Annotated in this window: 32 protein-coding genes and 1 pseudogene; all 33 read right to left on the reverse strand. The window is 47.5% G+C overall.

The window, feature by feature from the left end:
• Positions 1-31 precede the first annotated feature (31 nt).
• Complete coding sequence (locus QZQ46_RS04545) at positions 32-514, reverse strand: 8-oxo-dGTP diphosphatase (protein ID WP_296827239.1); 483 nt, start codon at positions 512-514, stop codon at positions 32-34.
• Positions 515-519: 5 nt separating this feature from the next.
• Positions 520-954: a DUF3783 domain-containing protein gene (locus QZQ46_RS04550; protein ID WP_230198135.1), complete on the reverse strand. Its 435-nt coding sequence runs from the start codon at positions 952-954 to the stop codon at positions 520-522.
• 103 nt (positions 955-1,057) lie between these two features.
• Complete coding sequence (gene rplQ / locus QZQ46_RS04555; RefSeq protein WP_062411233.1) at positions 1,058-1,396, reverse strand: 50S ribosomal protein L17; 339 nt, start codon at positions 1,394-1,396, stop codon at positions 1,058-1,060.
• Between the two features lie 17 nt (positions 1,397-1,413).
• Entirely contained in the window at positions 1,414-2,394 is a 981-nt protein-coding gene (locus tag QZQ46_RS04560) for a DNA-directed RNA polymerase subunit alpha (RefSeq protein WP_296827242.1), read from the reverse strand.
• 49 nt (positions 2,395-2,443) lie between these two features.
• Complete coding sequence (rpsK, locus tag QZQ46_RS04565) at positions 2,444-2,833, reverse strand: 30S ribosomal protein S11 (protein ID WP_044505151.1); 390 nt, start codon at positions 2,831-2,833, stop codon at positions 2,444-2,446.
• Between the two features lie 28 nt (positions 2,834-2,861).
• A complete protein-coding gene (gene rpsM / locus QZQ46_RS04570) occupies positions 2,862-3,230 on the reverse strand; it encodes a 30S ribosomal protein S13 (protein ID WP_296827243.1) in 369 nt (122 codons plus the stop codon).
• Between the two features lie 22 nt (positions 3,231-3,252).
• Positions 3,253-3,366 (reverse strand): 50S ribosomal protein L36, encoded by a 114-nt coding sequence (rpmJ, locus tag QZQ46_RS04575; protein WP_007391661.1) that lies wholly within the window; start codon positions 3,364-3,366, stop codon positions 3,253-3,255.
• 23 nt (positions 3,367-3,389) lie between these two features.
• The gene (gene infA, locus QZQ46_RS04580; protein WP_044505153.1) at positions 3,390-3,608 is read right to left on the reverse strand and encodes a translation initiation factor IF-1; all 219 of its coding nucleotides are present in this window, start codon (positions 3,606-3,608) and stop codon (positions 3,390-3,392) included.
• 283 nt (positions 3,609-3,891) lie between these two features.
• The gene (map, locus tag QZQ46_RS04585) at positions 3,892-4,644 is read right to left on the reverse strand and encodes a type I methionyl aminopeptidase (protein WP_296827247.1); all 753 of its coding nucleotides are present in this window, start codon (positions 4,642-4,644) and stop codon (positions 3,892-3,894) included.
• Positions 4,645-4,646: 2 nt separating this feature from the next.
• Positions 4,647-5,297 carry an adenylate kinase gene (locus QZQ46_RS04590; protein WP_044505156.1) on the reverse strand — a complete coding sequence of 217 codons (651 nt, stop codon included), beginning with the start codon at positions 5,295-5,297 and terminating at the stop codon, positions 4,647-4,649.
• 16 nt (positions 5,298-5,313) lie between these two features.
• The gene (gene secY / locus QZQ46_RS04595) at positions 5,314-6,576 is read right to left on the reverse strand and encodes a preprotein translocase subunit SecY (protein ID WP_296827249.1); all 1,263 of its coding nucleotides are present in this window, start codon (positions 6,574-6,576) and stop codon (positions 5,314-5,316) included.
• Between the two features lie 12 nt (positions 6,577-6,588).
• Positions 6,589-7,053: a 50S ribosomal protein L15 gene (rplO, locus tag QZQ46_RS04600; RefSeq protein WP_296827251.1), complete on the reverse strand. Its 465-nt coding sequence runs from the start codon at positions 7,051-7,053 to the stop codon at positions 6,589-6,591.
• Positions 7,054-7,074: 21 nt separating this feature from the next.
• A complete protein-coding gene (gene rpmD / locus QZQ46_RS04605) occupies positions 7,075-7,254 on the reverse strand; it encodes a 50S ribosomal protein L30 (RefSeq protein ID WP_014015753.1) in 180 nt (59 codons plus the stop codon).
• Between the two features lie 18 nt (positions 7,255-7,272).
• Complete coding sequence (rpsE, locus tag QZQ46_RS04610; RefSeq protein WP_044505159.1) at positions 7,273-7,773, reverse strand: 30S ribosomal protein S5; 501 nt, start codon at positions 7,771-7,773, stop codon at positions 7,273-7,275.
• Between the two features lie 18 nt (positions 7,774-7,791).
• Positions 7,792-8,154, reverse strand: coding sequence for a 50S ribosomal protein L18 (gene rplR, locus QZQ46_RS04615; RefSeq protein WP_081651747.1), 363 nt, complete (start codon positions 8,152-8,154; stop codon positions 7,792-7,794).
• A 30-nt stretch (positions 8,155-8,184) separates the two neighbouring features.
• On the reverse strand, positions 8,185-8,727 hold the full coding sequence (gene rplF, locus QZQ46_RS04620) for a 50S ribosomal protein L6 (protein WP_044505161.1): 543 nt from the start codon (positions 8,725-8,727) through the stop codon (positions 8,185-8,187).
• Positions 8,728-8,744: 17 nt separating this feature from the next.
• Positions 8,745-9,137 carry a 30S ribosomal protein S8 gene (gene rpsH, locus QZQ46_RS04625; protein WP_044505162.1) on the reverse strand — a complete coding sequence of 131 codons (393 nt, stop codon included), beginning with the start codon at positions 9,135-9,137 and terminating at the stop codon, positions 8,745-8,747.
• Positions 9,138-9,168: 31 nt separating this feature from the next.
• The gene (rpsN, locus tag QZQ46_RS04630) at positions 9,169-9,438 is read right to left on the reverse strand and encodes a 30S ribosomal protein S14 (protein ID WP_044505163.1); all 270 of its coding nucleotides are present in this window, start codon (positions 9,436-9,438) and stop codon (positions 9,169-9,171) included.
• 18 nt (positions 9,439-9,456) lie between these two features.
• The gene (rplE, locus tag QZQ46_RS04635; RefSeq protein ID WP_044505164.1) at positions 9,457-9,996 is read right to left on the reverse strand and encodes a 50S ribosomal protein L5; all 540 of its coding nucleotides are present in this window, start codon (positions 9,994-9,996) and stop codon (positions 9,457-9,459) included.
• A 22-nt stretch (positions 9,997-10,018) separates the two neighbouring features.
• A complete protein-coding gene (rplX, locus tag QZQ46_RS04640; protein WP_366134663.1) occupies positions 10,019-10,327 on the reverse strand; it encodes a 50S ribosomal protein L24 in 309 nt (102 codons plus the stop codon).
• A 25-nt stretch (positions 10,328-10,352) separates the two neighbouring features.
• A complete protein-coding gene (gene rplN, locus QZQ46_RS04645; RefSeq protein WP_044505166.1) occupies positions 10,353-10,724 on the reverse strand; it encodes a 50S ribosomal protein L14 in 372 nt (123 codons plus the stop codon).
• Positions 10,725-10,749: 25 nt separating this feature from the next.
• A complete protein-coding gene (rpsQ, locus tag QZQ46_RS04650) occupies positions 10,750-11,004 on the reverse strand; it encodes a 30S ribosomal protein S17 (RefSeq protein WP_044505167.1) in 255 nt (84 codons plus the stop codon).
• Positions 11,005-11,046: 42 nt separating this feature from the next.
• Positions 11,047-11,247: a 50S ribosomal protein L29 gene (gene rpmC / locus QZQ46_RS04655; protein WP_014015743.1), complete on the reverse strand. Its 201-nt coding sequence runs from the start codon at positions 11,245-11,247 to the stop codon at positions 11,047-11,049.
• A gap of 1 nt (position 11,248) precedes the next feature.
• A complete protein-coding gene (rplP, locus tag QZQ46_RS04660) occupies positions 11,249-11,674 on the reverse strand; it encodes a 50S ribosomal protein L16 (protein ID WP_296827257.1) in 426 nt (141 codons plus the stop codon).
• Positions 11,674-12,342, reverse strand: coding sequence for a 30S ribosomal protein S3 (gene rpsC, locus QZQ46_RS04665; protein ID WP_044505169.1), 669 nt, complete (start codon positions 12,340-12,342; stop codon positions 11,674-11,676). The genes rplP and rpsC overlap by 1 nt, the downstream gene beginning before the upstream one ends.
• A gap of 13 nt (positions 12,343-12,355) precedes the next feature.
• Complete coding sequence (rplV, locus tag QZQ46_RS04670; protein WP_044505170.1) at positions 12,356-12,691, reverse strand: 50S ribosomal protein L22; 336 nt, start codon at positions 12,689-12,691, stop codon at positions 12,356-12,358.
• Positions 12,692-12,704: 13 nt separating this feature from the next.
• Positions 12,705-12,980: a 30S ribosomal protein S19 gene (gene rpsS, locus QZQ46_RS04675; protein ID WP_044505171.1), complete on the reverse strand. Its 276-nt coding sequence runs from the start codon at positions 12,978-12,980 to the stop codon at positions 12,705-12,707.
• 24 nt (positions 12,981-13,004) lie between these two features.
• Positions 13,005-13,832: a 50S ribosomal protein L2 gene (gene rplB / locus QZQ46_RS04680; protein ID WP_296827260.1), complete on the reverse strand. Its 828-nt coding sequence runs from the start codon at positions 13,830-13,832 to the stop codon at positions 13,005-13,007.
• A gap of 29 nt (positions 13,833-13,861) precedes the next feature.
• Positions 13,862-14,146, reverse strand: a complete 285-nt coding sequence (gene rplW / locus QZQ46_RS04685) for a 50S ribosomal protein L23 (RefSeq protein ID WP_044505173.1) — start codon at positions 14,144-14,146, stop codon at positions 13,862-13,864.
• Positions 14,146-14,769, reverse strand: a complete 624-nt coding sequence (gene rplD, locus QZQ46_RS04690) for a 50S ribosomal protein L4 (RefSeq protein WP_062411226.1) — start codon at positions 14,767-14,769, stop codon at positions 14,146-14,148. Before rplD ends, rplW begins: the two co-directional genes overlap by 1 nt.
• A gap of 31 nt (positions 14,770-14,800) precedes the next feature.
• Positions 14,801-15,439 carry a 50S ribosomal protein L3 gene (gene rplC, locus QZQ46_RS04695; protein ID WP_044505175.1) on the reverse strand — a complete coding sequence of 213 codons (639 nt, stop codon included), beginning with the start codon at positions 15,437-15,439 and terminating at the stop codon, positions 14,801-14,803.
• A 14-nt stretch (positions 15,440-15,453) separates the two neighbouring features.
• Positions 15,454-15,765, reverse strand: a complete 312-nt coding sequence (gene rpsJ / locus QZQ46_RS04700; RefSeq protein WP_014015734.1) for a 30S ribosomal protein S10 — start codon at positions 15,763-15,765, stop codon at positions 15,454-15,456.
• A gap of 304 nt (positions 15,766-16,069) precedes the next feature.
• Positions 16,070-16,251 (reverse strand): annotated as a pseudogene (gene tuf, locus QZQ46_RS04705) (elongation factor Tu); the annotation flags it as partial.

A 16,251-nucleotide genomic window follows, 5' to 3' on the forward strand; every position in this document is an offset into this window, starting at 1 on the left:
GCCTGCCACCTTTCGATACAAAGATACGCGCTTAAAATCCATGGGGATTGAAAGGCTGAAGCTCCATCGTCTCTACTGTTTCCCCGTCGGCTGCAAAGGTAATGATTCCCTTGACGCAGTCTTCCTTTAAAACCATAGGGACCCAAGTCCGGTCACCTTTCCACATCTCATCATACGGAAAATCCTCGGGGGCAAACCATTGCGGTTCCATTTCTTCGCTCTCCCGAACCTTTCCCTGCCAGCTGCGGAGGATGTAGACATAGCCGATATGGTCCAGCTCAGGTGCAGCGGTGAAATGAAAATCGAGAAACCCGACCAGTTCGAAATCTTCTTCCGAAGCCACTAACCCCGTTTCTTCTTGAAGTTCTCTCACAGCACACTGTAAAAAAGTTTCCCCGGCTTCAATCTTGCCGCCGAAACCATTCCACTTACTCACGCCAAAGCCTCGTTTTTTACGGCCTAACAGTACCTTTCCATCGGACCGAACAGGGAAGCAGAGTGTCGTCGGACGCATGGACCTTACCTCTTTTTATGGAAATATTCGTGCTCTTTTGAAAGTTCCTGCAAAATCGTTTCGATGGTCCAGGAAATGTTATTGGGTGTCAGCATAGCCTTTAATGGTACGTTTTTCAAACGACCCCGGCGAATGCTGTCTAAGAGCAGATTGACGACTTTATTGTCGAAACCACAGAGAATGAGGGCTTCTTTCGTAACCGGCGGCAGATTTTCATCTTCATTCATCTTTTCATGAACTCTCGCTTCTTCCGTGTCCTGTCTCATCGCAGAGATCTCAGCGATTTCTTCGTCGGTCAGACCTAAGACCTTGCCGACGGTTTCTCCCTTTTCTTCATCCGTTACGGCCTTGATCTTCGATTTCGTAAGCAAAGCCAACAGTTTAACTTGTTCCAGTCTTTCCGGGGTGAAATTTACGGCTAACATCATACGATACGGCATAGTATCACTCCTTTTCCATAAAATGACGTCCCATTCCGAAAGTTTCCGAACGGGTATACACAAAAAGGAGCTGTCTCAGGACAGCTCCTTCTCATTCATACGTTTATACTAATTCGATGATTACCATCGGAGCAGCATCGCCCTGACGAACGCCAGTCTTGATGATGCGAGTATAACCGCCCTGACGATCGGTGTATTTCGGTGCAATTTCGTCAAACAGTTTTTTGACAACATCTTCATCCACCATGTATGCCAAAGCCTGACGGCGAGCGTGGAGATCACCGCGTTTTGCGAGGGTAAGCATTTTATCAGCGACTTTGCGAAGTTCTTTTGCCTTTGCTTCCGTCGTTTCAATGCGTTCATGCTGGAATAAAGAGGTGACAATGCTGCGCAGCAATGCTTTACGTGCGGAGCTGTCTCGTCCCAACTTTCTATAAGCCATTGTTCATCCTCCTCGAACTATTCTTCATTACTCGATTTTAAGTAGTAGTTGTGCATTTCTAACTTTTCAATAATTTCATCGACAGATTTCTTGCCGAGGTTGCGAATCTTCGACAAGTCGTCTTCCGTCCGTTCCGTGAGATCAGCTATGGTGTAGATGTTCGCACGCTTCAAGCAGTTCGAAGCACGGACCGAGAGATCAAGGATTTCGATTTTAATCGTACCCTTATCCGGTTCTGTCGTTTCTTCCGCAGCATCGCTGTCTTCATCGGTAAAGATGGCTTTTTCATCGTTTACCTTAGCATCGGTTGCAATGTTCTGGAAGTAGTTTAAGTAGCTGATCATAATCGATGCAGCTTTGGCAACAGCATTTTCAGTGGTAATGCTGCCATCAGTCGTTACTTCAAGGGTCAACGAATCATAGTCCATTTCGTTGCCTACCCGGATATTTCCGACACTGTAGTTCGTGCGAACAATCGGAGAGAAGATGGAATCGATAGGAATGACTCCGATCATATCCGTTTCCTTCTTGTTCTGCGTGGACGGAACATAGCCCTTACCGCGTTCGATGTGGCACTGCATGTGGATGTCAGCTTCCGAATCGAGGGTAGCGATATGGAGATCCGGGTTTAAAATTTCAATGTCTGAGTTTACGTTAAGATCGTTTGCGGTGAATTCACATTCACCAGAGATATCGATAGTGATGTCGACTTCATCTACATCATCATCCAAGAATTTAATCCGAACCTGCTTGAGGTTGAGGATGATTTCCGAAACGTCTTCCCGAACACCGGGAATCGTCGAAAATTCATGGAGAACACCATCGATTTTAATCGAAGTGATTGCTACGCCATCCAGTGATGCCAGGAGGACACGCCGCAAACTATTACCCAATGTGATTCCGTAACCCCGATCCAGAGGTTCGCATACGAATTTTCCATAGGTACCGCCGTCGTTTACTTCGACGGTTTTAACTTTAAATTTGTTATCTTCGCTCATTAGGAAAATCCTCCTATTTCAGAATCAAAACACCTTGGTTAATCATCGATTATACGCGTCTCCGTTTAGGCGGACGGCAACCGTTATGCGGGATAGGCGTTACGTCTTTGATGGAGTTTACTTCGAGACCAGCTGCCTGTAATGCGCGGATAGCAGCTTCACGACCCGAACCCGGACCTTTTACGAAGACTTCTACCTGACGAAGGCCATGTTCCATAGCTGCTTTTGCAGCCTGTTCAGCAGCCATCTGTGCAGCGAACGGAGTGCTCTTACGGGAACCGCGGAAACCGAGGCCGCCGGCACTTGCCCAAGACAGTGCATTGCCTTTTGTATCACTAATCGTAACGATTGTATTGTTGAATGTAGAACGAATATGAGCTGCGCCCGATTCTACATGTTTCTTTTCTTTTCTTTTATTGCTTCTGACATTCTTAGCCAAAATCGTTTCCCTCCTTACTTAGAGAATCTTATTTCTTCTTACCTGCAACAGCTTTTCTCGGACCTTTACGCGTACGTGCATTGGTCTTGGTGCGCTGACCGCGAACGGGAAGACCTGCGCGATGGCGTTTGCCACGATACGAATTAACTTCGATCAGGCGTTTAATGTTGAGTGCTGTGTCGCGGCGAAGATCGCCTTCAACTTTATAATCAGAACCGATGACTTCACGAATTTTCTGTACTTCGTCTTCTGTCAAATCGCGAACGCGGGTATCCGGGTTTACGCCAGTCTTCGCCAAGATTTCCTGGGAAGAAGAAAGACCAATACCTAAAATGTAAGTCAAACCAATTTCAACTCGTTTATCACGTGGTAAATCCACACCGGCTATACGTGCCATCTATTCATTCACCTCCTGCTTATTAACCCTGTTTCTGTTTATGTTTCGGATTTTCGCAAATGACCATGACACGGCCTTTACGTTTGATGATTTTGCATTTTTCGCAAATCTTTTTTACTGACGGTTTTACCTTCATTATTAACCTCCTGCGTAATACTCTTACTTAAAGCGGTATGTAATACGACCGCGATTCAGATCATACGGTGTCAATTCAAGTGTGACTCGGTCGCCCGGAAGGATACGAATGAAATTCATACGCATTTTACCGGAGACATGAGCCAACACGATGTGTTCATTTTCAAGTTTTACTTTGAACATGGCGTTTGGCAAGGCTTCAACGACGACGCCTTCTACTTCAATGACATCTACCTTCGACATAGTAACCTCCCTGGTCAATTCTTCATAGCCCGGTTTAAGACGGACCGTATCCATTCATTGCTGATTCTCGTGGGACCAGCGCTTCCTTCAGATACGCTCGTTCCCAATATCCGGAGATGCCGGCAGTTCTTTTTCTTCGGCTTATCCAGGTTGTACTTTCTACCGTCAGCAATCCATACGTAGGGATAAGCCAAACTGCCGACAACAACATACAAGCAGCCTTTATCCTTGCCTGCCAGACATTCTACGACCGTGCAGACAGGTATCATCGGAGTTCGTTCCATCATTCATCCGGTAAGGTCAGAATTTCAGGGCCGTTTTCCGTGATTGCTACTGTATGTTCGAAGTGGGCTGCCGGTTTGCCGTCTTGTGTGACGACAGTCCAGCCGTTTTTCAACTGGCGGACTTTTTCCGTACCCATATTGATCATCGGTTCCAGAGCCAGGACCATGCCCGGTTCCAACAATTCACCGTGACCGGGCGTACCGTAGTTCGGTACTTCCGGATCTTCGTGCATATCCGTACCAATGCCGTGACCGACGTAATCTCGGACGACGCTGTATCCAAAGGATTCAGCATAGGCTTGGACGGCATGACCGATATCGCCAAGGTGGTTGCCGGCTACAGCCTGTTCAATGCCCTTGTAAAGGCATTCTTCAGTAACCTTCAATAACTTGAGGGTTGCCGGGTTCACGTGGCCGACAGGAATCGTTACCGTCGAATCGCCATGGTAGCCATTTTTATTTACAACTAAATCAACGCTGATTATATCGCCATCTTTAAGCTTGCGATGGCCAGGAATCCCATGGACGACTTCTTCATTTACGCTGGCGCAAATAGTTGCCGGGAATCCGTAGTATCCTTTACAGCTCGGAAAAGCGCCGCAACTGCGGATATAGTCTTCACAGCGCTGGTCCAGCTCACCCGTCGTAATGCCGGGCTTTGCCAGCTTCTTCATGAGAGCTAAGGCATTGGCCGTAATACGGCCAGCGTCGCGAATATATTCAATTTCCCGTTTTGATTTTAAGATGATCATGCTTATTTACTCTTTTCAAGACTAGCGATGATGTCTTTATATACATCATCCATATTCTGTTCTCCATCAATTTCAATATAGAGATTGGAATTTTTATAGTAGTCAATGAGCGGTTTCGTCTGTGCAGCGTATACACTCAGACGCTTTTTGACGGTTTCTACTTTGTCGTCGTCGCGCTGGTATAATTCACCGCCGCATTTATCGCAAACGTTCTTTACCTTGGACGGTTTGAATGTGACATGGTATGTCGTACCGCAAGAGCGGCAGATCTGACGGCCCGTCGTCCGCTTGATGAGTTCTTCATCCGGAACGGCGATGTTGATGACGCCATCGAGTTTGATGCCGAGGTCCCGAAGGATGGCATCGAGGGATACAGCCTGGCTGGTCGTACGCGGGAAGCCGTCGAGGATAAAGCCTTTTTTGCAGTCGTCTTTAGAAAGACGTTCCTTGACAATTCCGACGGTAACAGCATCGGGTACGAGCTGGCCGTTGTCCATATACTTTTTGGCTTCAAGGCCGAGCGGAGTCTGTTCTTTTACAGCTGCCCGGAACATATCGCCTGTCGAAATCTGGGGAATACCATATTTGTCAATCAATCGTTCAGCCTGGGTACCTTTGCCGGCGCCCGGAGGGCCCATTAAAAGAATATACACTCAAACTACCCCCTTATTATTTCATAAATCCTTGATATTGTCTATTCAAAACTAAGGATTCTGCCTGCTTCATCGTATCGATAGCAACACCGACGACGATGAGGATGGCTGTACCGCCGAAGTAAACCCCTTCAATGCCTGTAATCCAGCCGATGAAGTTCGGCAAGATGGCGATGAAAGCTAAGAAGAAGGCACCGGCGAGGGTAATTCTCGTCATGATGCGATCGATATACATAGCGGTCGGCTGACCCGGACGGATGCCCGGAATGAAGCCGCCATACTTCTGCATATTTTCCGTAAGCTGCGGGATATTCAGCGAAATAGCCGTGTAGAAATATGTGAAGAACATGATCAGAACGGCGTACATGACCGTATTGGTAACGGTGCCCCATGCAAAGTAGCTGGCAATCCATTGGACTGTGTCATTCTGTACGAATTGAGCGATCGTAATCGGGAACATCAGTACAGACGATGCAAAGATGATGGGGATAACGCCGGCCTGGTTGACTTTCAGCGGAATATGTGTCGAATGACCTCCGTACATCTTACGGCCGACAATGCGTTTTGCATATTGGACCGCAACACGCCGCTGTCCCTGCGTAACTTCGATGACCACGATGATCATGAATAAGGCGATGACAACAAAAAGTAAGGCCTGGAAGATATTAATCGAACCGGCCTGAATATACTGATAAATCGTCATGACGCCCTGCGGGAAGCGTGCTACGATACCGGCGAAGATGATAAGGGAAATACCATTGCCGATACCACCGGCTGTGATCTGGTCACCGAGCCACATGAGGAAACAAGTCCCTGCCGTGAGAATCAGTGATACCATGACGACCATGGCCCAGCTGTCGACGATGAGAGCACCGTTGACTTTCAAGGCATAGCTCATGGCAAAGGCCTGAATCAAAGCCAGGACAACCGTGCCGTACCGCGTGACCTTTTGAATCTTATCGCGGCCTTCTTGATTGTCCTTTGCCCATTGTTCAAAGGTCGGAACGACGGCGGTCAGCAGCTGCATGATAATCGACGCGTTGATGTACGGCGTGATGCTCATAGCCAGGATGGAGAACTTACTCAGTGCTCCGCCGGCGAACAAGTCGAGAAGCCCGAACAAGTTGCCGCTGCTGAAGAGGTTTTCAATGACCGAAGAGTCGACACCCGGTACGGGAATGTGGACACCCAGTCTGAAAACGACGAACATGATAAGAGTGAAGACCGCCCGTTTCCGGAATTCCGGAACGTTAAGTACGTTTTGGATGTTCTCTAACATCGCAAATCACCCCTACTGTTCTGCTACCGGTTCTTCTCCCGGTACTACAACCTTACCACCTGCAGCTTCAATCTTTTCTTTAGCAGATTTCGTGAAACCATTGGCTACGACGGTGAGTTTCTTTTCGAGATCGCCATTGCCGAGGATACGGATGCCGTCGCGGACATTCTTAACGATGCCGGCTTCGACTAAAGCAACGGGATCAACGGTAGCACCGTCTTCAAAGCGGTTGAGTACAGAAACGTTAACTTCTGCATATTCTTTAGCCCAAATGTTGGTAAAACCACGTTTCGGGAGCAAACGATACAGCGGCATCTGGCCACCTTCGAAGCCCGGGCGCTTACCGCCGCCGCTACGAGAAAGCTGACCTTTCATACCTTTACCGGCCGTTTTGCCGTTGCCGGAACCGATACCACGGCCGACGCGGTTACGTTTTTTCTTGGAACCAGGAACAATACTCATTTCATGAAGTTTCAATTCAGCGCACCTCCTTCTATATTAAATTTCTTCTACTTTTACCAAGTGTTCTACTTTGTGAAGCATCCCTTTAATCTGGGGGGTTACTTCTTTTACTACGCTGGAGTTCGTCTTGTGGAGACCGAGAGCAACGATGGTTGCACGCTGATCACCAGGACGGCCAGCCAAACTCTTTACGAGTGTAACTTTAACCTGAGCCATCTTGTTATATCCTCCTTATTAACCGTAAATTTCTTCTACAGTTTTGCCACGGAGTTCAGCAACTTTATTGACATCCTTCAAGCTGCTCAAACCTTCGAGCGTAGCCTGAACCATGTTGTTCGGGTTGGAAGAACCGATCGATTTGGTGAGGATGTTGCGGACGCCAGCCAGTTCCAATACGGCACGAACCGGGCCGCCGGCAATAACGCCAGTACCTTCAGCAGCCGGTTTCAGGAATACCTGGCCTGCGCCGAAAATACCCGTAACTTTATGGGGAATGGAACCGTTTTTCAACGGAACGGAAATCATATGTTTCTTAGCGTCTTCAACGCCTTTGCGGATTGCTTCAGGAACTTCGCCGGCTTTACCTAAACCTGCGCCAACACGGCCATTGCCGTCACCGACAACAACGAGGGCACTGAAGGAAAAACGACGGCCGCCTTTAACTACCTTAGCAACACGGTTGATGAATACTACATTTTCCTGTAATTCGAGACCTGCATGGTCAACTTTTGCCATGTGTTATTTCCTCCTTGATTAGAATTTCAAGCCAGCTTCACGAGCTGCTTCTGCGAGAGCTGCGACACGGCCGTGATAGATGTAACCGCCACGGTCGAAAACAACAGTCGTAATACCTTTTTCAACAGCGCGTTTGGCAACCAAAGCACCTACCAATTTTGCACCTTCAGCGTTGCCGCCGGTGACGTTCTGATCTTTCAGTTCTTTGTCCAAAGAGCTAGCTGCGACCAAGGTTACGCCGTTTACGTCGTCGATGACCTGGGCATAGATATTGTTAAGGCTGCGGAAAACGTTGAGACGAGGACGTTCTGCCGTGCCGTTGATGTTCTTGCGTAAACGCCAATGCCGTTTCAAACGGATTGTGTTTTTACTCTTATTCAAGGAATTCACTCCTTTCTAATTAAATGTTACTTATTTCTTAGTACCAGCTTTACCGGCTTTACGACGGACATGTTCGCCAACATAACGGATACCTTTGCCCTTATACGGTTCAGGGAGACGGTAGCCGCGAACTTTAGCAGCGAATTCACCGACAACTTCGTTGTCTGCACCGGAAATGTGGATCTGCGTTGCACTCGGGCATTCAATCGTAACACCAGCGGGAGCATCGAGTTCGAGGGGATGGGAGAAACCCAGGGTCAAGGCGAGTTTTTTGCCTTTCATCTGTGCTCTGTAACCAACACCGACGATTTCCAATTCCTTTTTGAAGCCTTCCGAAACACCTTTTACCATGTTGGCTACGAGTGCGCGGGTGAGGCCGTGCAGTGCACGGTGATTTTTATCGTCAGACGGACGTTCTACAGTGATAACGTTGTCATTAATTGTGACTTTCATATCCTGGTGAAGCGTACGTGTGAGTTCGCCTTTCGGGCCTTTTACGGTAATTACGTGGCCATCGAGGTTTACATTTACGCCTGCCGGAATATCAATAGGCATTCTACCTACTCGGGACATATTGACACCTCCAAAATTTACCAGACGTAAGCGAGAACTTCGCCGCCCAAGCCGAGTTTACGAGCCTGTTTGTCGCTCATAACGCCTTGAGACGTAGAAATTACAGCGATCCCCAAACCACCGAGAACGCGCGGGAGTTCTTCCTTGCCAGCGTATACGCGCAGGCCCGGTTTGGAAATTCTCTTGATGCCGGTAATTACTTTTTCTTTATTAGAACCATATTTCAACGTAACTTTCAGCGTTTTGCCTTCGTTTACGGATTCGTAGTTTTTGACGAAACCTTCTTCTTTGAGGATGTCGAGCATTGCTGCTTTAATCTTCGAAGCAGGGATTTCTACTTTTTCGTGATATGCCGAGTTAGCATTACGGATTCTTGTGAGCATATCCGCAATCGGATCGGTCATTGCCATAATCTAAAAACCTCCCTCCATGGAATACGTGTTACCAGCTGGCTTTTTTAACGCCAGGGATCTGACCTTTATAAGCCAGTTCACGGAATGTGATGCGGCAGATGCCAAATTTACGCATATAACCGTGAGGACGGCCGGTTATTTTGCAGCGGTTGTGCAGACGAACCGGAGATGCGTTAGCCGGCAGCTGAGAAAGTGCTTCATAGTCGCCTTTTGCTTTGAGTTCAGCACGAAGCTTAGCGTATTTGGCAACCATTTTTTCACGTTTCTTTTCACGTTCAAGCATCGATTTCTTTGCCATGTATGTTATCCTCCTCTATTACTTTTCAAAAGGCATGCCCATCAGTTTCAACATGTCGCGACCTTCTTCGTCGGTCGCAGCCGTCGTAACGATGGTGATATCCATGCCGCGAGCTTTATCAACCTTATCATATTCGATTTCCGGGAAGATAAGCTGTTCCTTCAGGCCGAGGGTGTAGTTGCCGCGGCCGTCAAAGCCGGTTGCACTGACACCATGGAAGTCACGGACACGGGGAAGCGTCAAGTTCATCAATTTATCGAGGAACTCATACATGCGTTCGCCGCGAAGCGTAACTTTGCAGCCAAGGTTCATGCCTTCACGGATTTTGAAAGCTGCGATAGATTTCTTAGCTTTCGTGATAATCGGTTTCTGACCGGAAATGATGGTCATATCGCTAACAGCAGCATCCAAGGCTTTGGAGTTGGTAACAGCTTCGCCAACGGCCATGTTGATAACAACTTTGGTAACCTTCGGAATCTGCATTACATTTTTATAACTATATTTTTCCTGTAAACCTTTCACAACTTCGGAAAGGTATTTGTCTTTTAATCTGGACACTCTCAAGGGCCTCCCTTCTTATTTAGATAGCTTTACCGCTCTTTACGGCTGTACGAACTTTAGTGCCGTCGGCCTGCTGGACCATTTTGACACGAGTCGGTTTGCCGCTTTCAGGATCTACGAGCATTACGTTGGAAACATGGATAGCTGCTTCCTTGGTGATAATGCCGCCTTGAGGATTGTTCTGACTCGGTTTCGTGTGGCGCTTAACCATGTTAAGGCCTTCAACTACGACGCGGTCTTTTTTCGGATACGTTGCGATGACCTTACCCTTTTTGCCTTTTTCTTTACCGGCAATGACAATGACCGTATCGCCTGTTTTAACGTGCATTTTACCCATTGAGAACACCCCCTCCTTATAATACTTCCGGAGCCAGGGAGATAATCTTCATGAAATCTTTTTCACGCAATTCTCTGGCAACGGGCCCAAAAATACGAGTACCTTTCGGACTTTTATCATTGTTGTTGATTACGACAGCGGCGTTTTCGTCGAAACGGATATAGGAACCGTCAGCACGGCGCAAACCCTTCTTAGAACGGACGATAACAGCCTTGACTACATCGCCCTTCTTGACAACGCCACCGGGTGATGCATCTTTAACAGATGCTGTAATGATATCACCAATGTTGCCATATTTACGATACGAGCCACCCATGACCTGGATGCACAAAATCTTCTTGGCACCAGTATTGTCGGCAACATTCAACATAGTTTCTTGCTGAATCATGGCTTAACCTCCTAATTAATGAAGCTTATTTAGCTTTTTCTACAATCGTCACGACTCTCCAGTGTTTCTGTTTGGACAGCGGACGGGTTTCTTCAATACGAACTACGTCGCCAATATGGCATTCGTTGTTTTCATCGTGGGCTTTAAATTTAACCGTCGAAATGATCGGCTTTTTATACAGCTTATGCTGTGTCTTATATTCTACAGCAACGACAATTGTTTTGTCCATCTTATCGCTGACTACTTTACCTACGCGAATTTTACGTTCATTTCTTTCCATCTGTGCTTGTGACCTCCTTTTAGATTCCAATTATGGACGTTCTTACGCCTGCGCTTTCAGTTCTGCTTCACGCTGTACCGTTTTGATGCGAGCGATTGTCTTTTTAACTTCGCGGATACGCATTGGATTTTCTAATTGGCCGGTCGCATGTTGAAAACGGAGGTTAAACAATTCTTCTTTCAGGCTAACCACTTTTTCATCCATTTCGGCAGCGCTCAGCGCACGGATTTCTTTAACCTTCATTTTATTCACCACCTAATTCCTGACCTTTAACAACAAACTTCGTTTTAATCGGCAGCTTATGGCCAGCGAGACGCATTGCTTCACGAGCAATATCTACGCTTACGCCACCCATTTCAAAGAGTACGCGGCCCGGTTTTGCAACAGCAACCCAGTATTCAGGAGCACCTTTACCGGAACCCATACGAGTACCAGCCGGTTTAGCCGTAACCGGTTTGTCCGGGAAAATTTTGATCCAAACTTTACCGCCACGTTTGATGTAACGTGTCATAGCGATACGGGCAGCTTCGATCTGACGGTTCGTAATCCACGACGGTTCGAGAGCGACGAGACCATATTCACCATGAGCGACTTTATTACCACGATGTGCCTGGCCTTTCATACGGCCACGGAACTGTTTACGATATTTGACACGTTTTGGAATTAACATTACGCTTCACTCCCTTCGTGCTTTTTCGGAGCTTTTTTAGCTTCCGGGAGGATTTCACCTTTGTAAATCCAGCATTTAATGCCGATGCAGCCATACGTCGTATGAGCTTCAGCAAAACCATAATCGATATCAGCGCGGAGCGTGTGCAAGGGGATGGAACCATCGCGGAGGCTTTCGCTGCGAGCGATTTCAGCACCGCCAAGACGGCCGGAGCACATGATCTTGATACCCTTAGCACCCATACGCATCGTACGGCCAACGCACTGTTTCATAGCGCGGCGGAAGCCGATACGGCGTTCGAGCTGGCTGGCAACGTTTTCAGCAACCAAGGTTGCATCCATTTCAGCCTGTTTGATTTCTGCAATGTTTACGTCGACCGTCTTCGTCGTGAAGGCTTTCAACGCTTTTTTAATATCTTCAATACCTGCGCCGCCACGGCCGATGACCATGCCCGGTTTAGCAGTATGGATAACCAATTTGATGCGTTTTGCAGAGCGTTCGATTTCAATGCGGGAAACACCTGCAATGTATAACTGTTTCTTTAAGAATTCACGGATCTTAACGTCTTCATTTAAGAGTGCAGCGTAATCTTTTTCTGCATACCATTTTGCGTCCCATGGTTTGGAAACGCCGACGCGGAATCCATGGGCGTTAACTTTCTGACCCACTACATTTCCCTCCTTATGCTTTTTCGTCAACAACAACCGTCAAATGACTGGAATGTTTGAGAATTTTGAAAGCCTGTCCACGGCTGCGCGGATGAATACGTTTCATCGTGGAATCTTGGTCAACAAAAATTTCAGAAATGAACAATTTTGCAACGTCCATATCGTTATTGTGTTCCGCATTAGCAACGGCACTGCGCAAAGTCTTTTCAACTACACGAGAACCCACTTTCGGAGTGAATTTCAAGATAGAGATAGCTTCGCCGACGTTTTTACCCCGAACCAAGTCAGCAACAATCCGAATTTTACGGGGAGCAATGCGAATGTGTTTCGTAACAGCTTTTACTGCCATTTATGTTACCCCCTTATCTAGTTACTTTTTCGGCTTTAGCATGACCCTTGAATGTACGAGTCGGTGCAAATTCGCCCAATTTATGACCTACCATATCTTCAGTGATATAGACAGGTACATGTTTCCGGCCGTCGTGAACGGCGATAGTGTGGCCGACAAAGTTCGGCAGGATCATCGATGCACGGGACCAGGTTTTGATGACTTTCTTTTCGTTGGCTTCGTTCATAGCGTCGATTTTCTTCAAGAGATGATGTGCTACGAATGGGCCCTTTTTAATGGATCTGGACACTTAGTTATCTCCTTTCCTCAACACTTATTTACGTCTCTTCACAATAAACTTATTGGAAGCTTTTTTAGAGTCACGAGTCTTGACGCCATAAGCAGGTTTACCCCAAGGAGTAACCGGGCGTTTACGACCAACAGGAGCCTTACCTTCACCACCGCCATGGGGATGATCGCACGGGTTCATGACGACACCACGGTTGCCCGGGCGAACGCCCAACCAACGGGAACGACCAGCTTTACCGATCGTGATGTTTTCATAATCCGTATTGCTTACGACACCGACGGTAGCGCGGCAGCGGATGTGTACCTGACGAAGTTCGCCCGACGGCAGACGAAGAAGTGCATAGTTGCCTTCTTTAGCCATGAGCTGTGCCGATTCACCGGCAGAACGAACCATCTGGCCGCCCTTGCCGATTTTCATTTCAACGTTGTGTACGAGAGTACCGAGGGGGATGTTCTGGAGCGGCAAAGCGTTGCCGATTTTGATATCCGATTCGGGACCGCTGTAAACGACGTCGCCGACTTTAAGGCCGTTCGGAGCGATGATGTATTTCTTTTCGCCATCTGCATAGAACAGAAGGGCGATGTTGGCAGAGCGGTTCGGATCGTATTCGATCGTCGCAACTTTTGCCGGGATGTTGTCTTTAATACGTTTGAAGTCGATCAAACGGTAACGGCGTTTATGACCGCCGCCCTGATGACGGACAGTCATACGGCCGCTGTTATTACGACCGCCCTTATTGGTTACTTTGACCAATAAGGATTTTTCCGGTTTAGACGCCGTAATGTCTTCGAATGTCGAAACAGTCATGAAACGGCGGCTAGCGGAGTACGGTTTAAATGATTTAATGGCCATTGTAGTGCCTCCTCCTTATTCGTTAATGCTTAAGCTCCTTCGAAGAATTCGATCGTTTCGCCTTCCTGAAGGGTTACGATGGCTTTTTTGTAATCCGGGCGCTTGCCGATGTATTTGCCCATGCGCTTGAATTTACCCATCGTGCGAAGTGTTGCTACGCTTTTAACTTTGACGCCGAAAATGGCTTCAACAGCTTTACGAATTTCAACTTTGTTAGCATGGAGCGGTACTTTAAATGTATATTTGCCATCAGACATCATCATCGTCGTTTTTTCGGTGATGACCGGTTTTAACAAGAGATCATGCATGTTCATTATGCGAGCACCTCCTCAATCTTAGCGACAGCGCTCTTCGTAACGAACAATTTCGTGTAGTGGAGCAAATCAAAGATGTTTACGCCAGTCGTAGAAATGGCTTTAACGCCTTTGATGTTGCGTGCGCAGCGTTCTACAACTTCATCGTTGTCGGTAATGAAAAGAACCTTTTCACCGGCGAATTTGAAGTTATTGATGAGCGTAACAACTTCTTTCGTTTTCGGAGCTGCGAGATTGATTTCGTCGAGGACGAACAATTCATTAGTATTGACTTTATCGCTCAAAGCGGATTTTACAGCGAGACGGCGAGCTTTACGAGGCATTTTCTGTTCGTAAGAGCGCGGATGGGGACCCCAAATGGTGCCGCCACCAACCCACAACGGGCTGCGGTTACTACCTACACGGGCCCGGCCGGTTCCTTTCTGTTTCCAAGGCTTTCTGCCACCGCCGCGAACGAGGCCGCGAGTCTTAGTGGAATGTGTGCCTAAGCGCTGGTTGGCGAGCTGACGGAGAACGGCCTGACGCATAACGGCTTCGTTCACTTCAACGCCAAATACGCTATCGTTCAATTCGATTTCACCGGTCTGTGCACCGGCAATATTATACGTGCTTACTTTTGGCATTATATTTTATCCTCCTTCCTGTAGACAACTATTAGCGGGGTTTTACGGTATCGCGAATCATGACCAGGCTGCCTTTAGCACCCGGGATGCCGCCTTTAACCAAGATGAGGTTCTTATCCATATCGACTTTAACGATCGAAAGATGAAGAACGGTTGCCTGGTTGCCACCCATTTGTCCAGGAAGTTTTTTACCCTTGACGACTTTACCGCCGCCACCACTGGTCATAGGTCCGAGAGAACCGGGTTCACGATGAGATTTAGAGCCGTGCCCCATCGGTCCGCGGTGGAAACCGTGACGTTTGATAGTACCTGCAAACCCTTTACCTTTGCTGGTGCCAATTACGTCGACGAGATCGCCGCTTGCGAAAATATCAGCTGCCAGAGTTTGGCCTGCCGTATATTCCGGCGTATCTGTCAAACGAAATTCGCGAAGATACTTAACAGGAGCTACGCCTGCTTTGTCGAACTGACCCTTAACGGGTTTCGTCAGATGTTTTTCTTTGATTTCACCATAGCCGAGCTGAATGGAGTTGTATCCGTCCGTATCAACGGTTTTAACACGTACAACTACGTTCGGGGAAGCTTCGACGACGGTTACAGGGACGACTGCGCCTTCTTCGGTGAAGACCTGAGTCATACCTAATTTTTTACCCAAAATAGCTTTAGACATAATCGCACCTCCTCCTATAATTTGATTTCGATGTCTACGCCAGCCGGCAGATCGAGACGAGTCAAGGCATCAACGGTTTTGTTCGATGCTTCGAGGATATCGATCAAGCGTTTGTGCGTACGGAGTTCGAACTGTTCACGAGAGTCTTTGTTAACATGGGGAGAACGAAGAATCGTGAAGATGTTCTTTTCTGTCGGAAGCGGAATCGGTCCGGATACCATTGCACCGGTACGTTTCGCCGTGTCGACGATTTTCGCCGCGCTCTGATCAAGCGTTTTGTGATCGTAAGCTTTGAGGCGAATACGAATTCTTTCCTGTTTTGCCATTACTTAATTCCTCCTAACGTCTATTTCGTTGAATAGACTGCTCCATAAGAGTTTCCCCGCCTTGCGGGCAACATCTTATATCATAGTTTAGCGCGTCCGAGAGAGTATTTCCCTGTTGTCGCGTACTTACCTAGTTTACTACAAAACCGGGCATGACGCAAGGATTTTTCAAGTCATTTCAAAAATTTTCTGACCGATTTAACATACATTATATGTATCTCTATCATGATAAAGAAAAGGACGAACTACCACATTGTAGTAGTTCGTCCTTATAACAGCAGAGCGTCTCTGCTGCAGGTGTATTTTAGCCTTCGATTTCGGAAACGACGCCGGCACCAACGGTACGGCCGCCTTCACGAATAGCGAAACGGAGACCAGCTTCGATAGCGATCGGAGTGATCAGTTCGACGTCCATTTTGACGTTATCGCCAGGCATGCACATTTCAGTGCCTTCCGGAAGCTGGATGACGCCCGTTACGTCCGTTG

It is taken from the genome of uncultured Megasphaera sp., assembly GCF_900539295.1.
In the GTDB taxonomy this organism is placed as follows: Bacteria; Bacillota; Negativicutes; order Veillonellales; family Megasphaeraceae; genus Megasphaera.